The organism is Companilactobacillus huachuanensis, from assembly GCF_005404815.1.
In the GTDB taxonomy this organism is placed as follows: domain Bacteria; phylum Bacillota; class Bacilli; order Lactobacillales; family Lactobacillaceae; genus Companilactobacillus; species Companilactobacillus huachuanensis.
The window spans coordinates 85,461-91,989 of the sequence record NZ_BJDF01000013.1 but is presented as its reverse complement, the minus strand read 5'-3'; the positions used below and the strand labels follow the sequence as shown (position 1 = coordinate 91,989).

Below are 6,529 nucleotides of genomic sequence, written 5' to 3'. Positions count from 1 at the left end.
CATTGTTAGTGTCGGAACTCCAATGATACCTGATTTTTTCGTCTTGGTGTTTTTTTATTCAATTTTTTTCAAGTGGCTAACTTGATTATAAAATTTGCCATTAAATATTTTTCTTTTGGGGGAAAGTATTATGAACAATATTCAATCATTGAGAAATTTAAAAAGAATGACTAATGATTCCTTTAAAAAAAATAAACGAGGAAATATTCATCATATAATTGGTGGATTTATGCTCTTTTCCTCAGCTATGGGTATTATTATCGCCTTAGTTAGTTTCCACACTACTAATTGGAAAGCAAGCTTATTTCTGCTGATAGTTTATATAATAATGACAATAATTTTTTTCTTAGAATTTATGCATGGTTCTACGTTGAAAAGACAATCCAGAAAAAATGCTATGCAAGCTAATCAATTGAGTAGAATGCTAAAAAGCGAAAATCTACCTGTCTATTATTACAATAATGGTAATAATTTGGTTCACACACATTTTGCTTACACGGAACCCTTTTTAACGGAAGTTGTATTGGAAAATAATCTATTAAAAATAAAATGTGACCGTATTTCTTTAAAAAATAGAGAAATCATAATTAACTTAAACCAAATAACCGGTATCAATTTCAAAGATGTAACATTAAAACCTGGCTACTTAAACCTGATTATAAATGGTCAAACAGATGTGAATCCGGTTGCAAGCGATAGCACAATTTTGTTTTTTGGTGATGGGAAAAATTACATTTTAGAATTAAAAGATTATTTAGAATTTTACATTTATCAACAAAACAATAGATATTGGGGATAGTGTTATGCAGAATAATAGTAGAATCTCTCGTCAAAAAAAACGTAAAAAACCACCCTATAAAAAATGGTGGTTTTGGTTGATTATCGCTATTTTTATTATTGGTGGAATTGGAAACATTATCGACCCCGTAAAAAATGATAATAGTACAAGTGCCCAAACAACCAATGAAAAAAAAGGAAAAGCTTCTAAGAACAAGGCTAGAACATATAAAGCAAAAAAGAACGATAAGTCAGTGAAGAAATCTCCGAATAAAAAAAATGAAGTTACAACCACCCCTTCTACAAAGGCCAAAGTAAGAGATTGGAATTTTAATTTAATTACGTTGGGAATGACTAAAAAAGAAGTTGAAGACATTTTAGGTAAACCAACTTCTGAATCACTCTTAGGCAATCTCGAATATGGTAAGGATAAATTAACTTTCTCAAACGGAAAATTATACGATGGTACACCTGATAACATTAAAAATGCTGCTATTCAACGAGACAAACCGGAAAAATTGAAAGCTTTTGCAAAAAGGTTTGGCACAAAAGACGCTGAATCTGTTCAAAAATTGGTTGGATCAGCTTATGCCTCGAAATATATTGATGGTCAAGGAATGACATACGCATGGACCACCGATTATGGTACTCTACTTCGTGTTGATGATACTCAAAATAGAATTACTACCGTTTATCTCTATGACAGTAATACAAATGGTTTAGGCCAAGAATTATATCAGGGACAAACAATTCTTCAAAAAGCCCCAACAATTCATAATTTTTACAATTAGCCTCAATTGGCTTTTTATTTTTAACGCCAAAAGAACATATGTGCCCCAAAAGACTTATAAAATATATAAAAATATCAGTTTCTACTGGTAAATTAGGAAGGAATTGACAGCTATGGCGTCAATAATTAAATTAAAAAGTGGTAAATGGCAAGCAAGAGTTTCTTACAAGAACTCTTCTGATGGAAAATTTAAGCAAAAAACGAATAACTTCAATACTAAAATCCAAGCTAATGAATGGTCAAGAAAACTCGAATTAGGCAAAGATAGAACTGATCTATCAAAAAGAGATATTAGTTTCATTGATTATTTTATTAATTGGTATGAAACCTTTAGAGTTACTGATGTTTCAATTGGAACAATGAACCGATATGAAAATACTGGCAATTTAATAGAAGAATTTTTCAAAGATGAATGTTTAATCGATGTAACTAAAAGTGAATATCAGCAATTTATAAATGAATACGGTCAAAAGCATGCTAAAGCAACTGTAACAAGAGTCAATTCATATATAAGAGCAATGTGCCTCGAAGCAATTGATGAGCAAATAATCTATAAAGATTTCACTAGAAACGTTCGATTAATAGCCGGAAAGCCAACCCGGGCAAGTCAAGAAAAGTATTTAGAAAAAAAAGACTTTGAAACTTTAATCGAATACGCTAAAAAACATGCAAACTTTAAAAATACATCATTATTTGAGATTTACTTCGTATGTGAAAGTGGCGCTCGTTATGAGGAATCTGCTGCGTTAACTTGGGATTGCGTAAACTTTGATGACAATACTGTTACTTTTGATAAAGCCTATTCAATTCAAACTAAAAAATTAAAGTCCACTAAGACAAAATCATCTTACAGAACTATCAAAATTTCTGAATCAATTATAATCAGATTGGCTGAATTAAAAAAAGAGCAAACTGAATATTTCGAACGAATTAAATATGTGAATAAGCATAATTTTGTTTTTAGAAATTCACATCGAGAGCTTCCATCAAACACGGCATGCAATAAAATGCTGAAAGAAACTTTAGACAAATGTAAAATAAAAAACAAATTAGATTTCATGACTTAAGACATACACACGTCTCCTATCTGTTTGCTAATAGATTTAGTCTTCTTTATATTTCTCGAAGGATTGGTCATGCTAATCCCGAACTAACTTTAAAGGTCTACTCACATTTGATGGAAGCTACCCTTAACGATGAGAACAGCAAGATTAACGGCGTTTTTAAGTAAAGTGTTCACTAATCGTGAACACTTTTTTAATAGTGCTAAATGGAGTGCTAACTCGTCTGCATTTTTGTACAAAATGGGCAAAATAAAAAAAGGCTAAAACCGCTAGTATCAACGATTAAAGCCCTTTTTGAAATTTTATGAAACCAACAAAATGCCGTGTGCAGGAGTCGAACCTGTGACCGCCGGTTTACGATACCGATGCTCTACCAACTGAGCTAACACGGCTTAACAAAAAAATTACACCTAATTCCTATGAACTAGATGTAATTTATTTGACACCTAGGTAATCCTAAGTATTTTCAACTCCGGTTGTCAGACTCGAACTGACGACAACCTGATTAACAGTCAGGTGCTCTACCAACTGAGCTAAACCGGAATAATTTAACAGCTCTTTAACAGAACTATTAAATTTTATCAATTTATAGACTTGAGGTCAATAACTATTTGGCATTTTCTTTAGTAATTTTTGTTACGCCACCCATGTATGGAACCAATACATCAGGAATAGTTACAGAACCGTCTTCATTTTGATAATTTTCAAGGATTGCAGCTACAGTACGACCAGCTGCAAGACCTGATCCATTCAAGGTATGAGCCAATTTAGTCTTACCATTTTCATCACGATATCTGATGTGAGCACGACGAGCTTGGAAATCAAGACAGTTAGAACAACTTGAAACTTCACGATACTTGTCTTGGGCAGGCATCCAAACTTCAAGATCATATGTTTTAGCTGAACTGAAACTGGCATCCCCACTTGAAAGTACGATCACGTGATATGGAAGATTCAATTGCTTCAAAATATTTTCTGCATTAGCAGTTAATTTTTCTAGTTCATTGTATGATTCTTCAGGTTTTGAAACTTTAACCATTTCAACCTTGTTAAATTGGTGCATTCTGATCAATCCACGAGTATCACGACCAGCGGAACCTGCCTCAGAACGGAAACAAGGTGTCAAAGCTGTGACATACTTAGGCAAATCTTTTTCATCCAAAATTTTATCAGCAAAGTAGTTTGTCAAAGGAACTTCAGCTGTAGGAATCAATGTCAAAGGATTTTCATCAACTGTAACGGTATAAACATCTTCAGTAAATTTAGGGAATTGACTTGTTCCAAACATAGCTGTGTTGTTAACCAAGTATGGAGGGATTACTTCGGTGTAACCTTCCTTTTGGTGTTGATCTAACATGAAGTTGTAAACAGCACGTTCTAGACGAGCACCCATTCCGATATAGTAAACGAAACGTGAACCGGCCACTTTAGTAGCTTGTTCAAAATCCAAGATACCGAGTTCTTCACCGATATCCCAGTGATGACGAGGTTTGAAACCTTCTGTAGGAATAGCACCGACTTTTCTGATTTCAACGTTTGTACTTTCATCGGGTCCAACAGGAACAGAATCGTCAGGAATGTTAGGTAGACGAACCAAGATGTAGTTCATTTTGCCTTCTGCTTCTTCAAGTTCAGCATCGATTTTTTTGATATCGGCACCGACTTGTTTCATAGCAGCAATTTCGCCACTAGCATCTTCTTTGTTACGTTTCTTAGTAGCGATACCTTGAGAAACCTCGTTACGCTTTTTCTTCAAAGTTTCAGTTTGAACAAGCAATTCACGACGATTTTCATCATATGAAAGTAATTCATCGATTTCGTCAGCAGTTACGCCACGTGATGATAGTTTATTCTTGATGTAATCAGGATCTTTTCTGACTAGTTTGATATCTAACATGTGTGTGTTTCTCTCCCTTTTTGTTTTGTTAAATATATGCATCTCCAGAGCTGAGAAATATTCACTGGCTGCTTGGCCACTAATACATCTAAACTGCCTAAATTATATAGGCAGTGGCTCTAAAACGAGCTACACAAGGGCAACTCCCTCCGCTTTTCATAGATAAGTAAATCACACGCAAAATCGGCGTGCAATTCACTTATCTACGAAAATGCTCAGGAGCTGACCGTCCTTGTTTCGCTCTCTGCAATAAAAAAATGGCCGACTCAAATCCCAATAAAGGGACGAATCGACCATTCGCGGTACCACCCAGTTTCAGCGTATACGAAATACACTGCACTTTCAGATTTTATCGGATCAACCCGAACGGCATTACCCGTTACCAGAATGCTGGAATAAAAACCGCAACGATTTTCACCGACCATCGTCTCTCTGAAAGGTTTTGTGAGTAGGCACTCTTTTAGCTTATATATTCTTTGTTTATCATAATTTAAATCCTAACAAATTTCAACTAGTAGTGGCCACCATTTTTGGTTGCTTTAACATCAATATCTTCTAGCTTGATGAACTTAGTCTTATATCTGACCTTGTAATAGATCCAACAAACGAAGAGAATGATTAAACCACTATAACTGATCAAGAGTCGGCCAATATTGAAATCAACCATTGAACGAACATCCTGACCTAAGATAATAATAATTCCCAGTACAATTGCCAACAGTGGACCAAATGGGAACCATTTTGCTTTATATTTCAAATCATCGAGATCATACCCTTTATATACATAGGCTTTTCTGAAACGATAATGTGAAAAAGCAATTCCTAACCAAGCAATAAAGCCAGTTAATCCCGAAGCTGCAACTAGTAATTCATAGAATGAATCACCGTATAAACTTGTGAATAAAGCTATCCCACCAACTAAAGCTGTTAGTAATAGTGAAAATACTGGCACGCCTCGTCCGTTAGTCTTTTGGAAAGCTTTTGGTGCCATGTCATTTTTACTCATTGACCAAAGCATTCTACTTGCTGCGTAAAGTCCTGAATTAGCGGCTGAAATAACTGAAGTTAAGATAACCGCATTCATAATACCGGCGGCTAGTGGAATACCAACTTTTTTAAAGACAATGGTAAATGGGCTAATGGCAATATCGCCCGCACCTGAACCTAACAAGTTAGGACTTGTATAAGGAATCAAAGCGCCAATAACGGCAATGGACAAAATATAAAATAATAAAATTCTCCAGAAAACTTGTTTGATAGCCTTGGGAATACTCTTTTCAGGTGTTGCTGATTCACCGGCTGTAATACCGATCAACTCAGTTCCCTGAAATGAGAACCCAGCAACAACGAAAACGCTTAGGATAGCCGGTATTCCTCCGACAAATGGAGCTTTCTTATAGGTATAATTTGATAAACCAACAGAACCGTGTCCGCCTAAAATACCCATAATTGTTAAAACACCACAGATCAAAAAGATAATTACGGCAGTAACTTTAATTGATGACAACCAATATTCTGTTTCACCAAAGGAACCAACCGAAATGAAATTGATAACCAACAGTACGATCATGAACGTCAAACTAACTTTCCATGACGATAAATTTGGGAACCAATACTTTACAACTAAAGAGATCGTAGATAAATCAACTGCCAAAGTAATTGCCCAGTTAAACCAATAATTCCAACCGAGTGCAAAACCAAAAGCAGGATCAATAAATTTTGTAGCGTATGTTGCAAAAGATCCAGAGACTGGCATAAAAGTTGCCATTTCTCCCAGACTGGTCATTAAGAAATAAACCATAATGCCGATAGCCACATAAGCTATCAAGGCCCCTCCTGGCCCAGCTGTTGAAATTGAAGAGCCACTTGCAACGAACAAACCAGTTCCGATTGAACCACCCAGCGCAATCATTGACAAGTGACGAGTCTTCAACGACCTATTCACATCATTATTTTCCATCTTTCATTCCCCTTTTTGGATACAAAAAAAATCCATATTAT

At 35.2% G+C, this 6,529-nt stretch carries 4 protein-coding genes, 2 tRNA genes and 1 pseudogene; 3 read left to right on the top strand and 4 right to left on the bottom strand.

Annotation, left to right across the window (positions count from 1 at the left end):
- Positions 1 to 130 precede the first annotated feature (130 nt).
- From FFM71_RS08745 to FFM71_RS08735, 3 genes and pseudogenes are all read left to right on the top strand, one after another.
- Positions 131 to 799 carry a hypothetical protein gene (locus tag FFM71_RS08745; protein ID WP_137611790.1) on the top strand — a complete coding sequence of 223 codons (669 nt, stop codon included), beginning with the start codon at positions 131 to 133 and terminating at the stop codon, positions 797 to 799.
- A 4-nt stretch (positions 800 to 803) separates the two neighbouring features.
- Positions 804 to 1,568 carry a hypothetical protein gene (locus FFM71_RS08740; RefSeq protein WP_137611789.1) on the top strand — a complete coding sequence of 255 codons (765 nt, stop codon included), beginning with the start codon at positions 804 to 806 and terminating at the stop codon, positions 1,566 to 1,568.
- Positions 1,569 to 1,680: 112 nt separating this feature from the next.
- Positions 1,681 to 2,798, top strand: a pseudogene (locus FFM71_RS08735) (tyrosine-type recombinase/integrase).
- Between the two features lie 152 nt (positions 2,799 to 2,950).
- Here FFM71_RS08735 and FFM71_RS08725 read toward each other — a convergent pair.
- The 4 genes from FFM71_RS08725 to FFM71_RS08710 form a co-directional block, all read right to left on the bottom strand.
- Positions 2,951 to 3,023: transfer RNA gene (locus FFM71_RS08725), tRNA-Thr, on the bottom strand.
- A gap of 78 nt (positions 3,024 to 3,101) precedes the next feature.
- Positions 3,102 to 3,174 (bottom strand) — tRNA-Asn (locus FFM71_RS08720).
- Positions 3,175 to 3,238: 64 nt separating this feature from the next.
- Positions 3,239 to 4,528 (bottom strand): serine--tRNA ligase, encoded by a 1,290-nt coding sequence (gene serS / locus FFM71_RS08715; RefSeq protein WP_137611787.1) that lies wholly within the window; start codon positions 4,526 to 4,528, stop codon positions 3,239 to 3,241.
- A 511-nt stretch (positions 4,529 to 5,039) separates the two neighbouring features.
- Complete coding sequence (locus FFM71_RS08710) at positions 5,040 to 6,488, bottom strand: amino acid permease (protein WP_137611786.1); 1,449 nt, start codon at positions 6,486 to 6,488, stop codon at positions 5,040 to 5,042.
- Between the last annotated feature and the right edge of the window lie 41 nt (positions 6,489 to 6,529).

What these genes read in the sequence shown, in the direction of transcription:
- FFM71_RS08745 (WP_137611790.1), top strand. Translation starts at nt 131, where the DNA reads ATGAACAATATTCAATCATTGAGAAATTTAAAAAGAATGACTAATGAT.
- FFM71_RS08740 (WP_137611789.1), top strand. Translation starts at nt 804, where the DNA reads ATGCAGAATAATAGTAGAATCTCTCGTCAAAAAAAACGTAAAAAACCA.
- serS (WP_137611787.1), bottom strand. Translation starts at nt 4,528, where the DNA reads ATGTTAGATATCAAACTAGTCAGAAAAGATCCTGATTACATCAAGAAT.
- FFM71_RS08710 (WP_137611786.1), bottom strand. Translation starts at nt 6,488, where the DNA reads ATGGAAAATAATGATGTGAATAGGTCGTTGAAGACTCGTCACTTGTCA.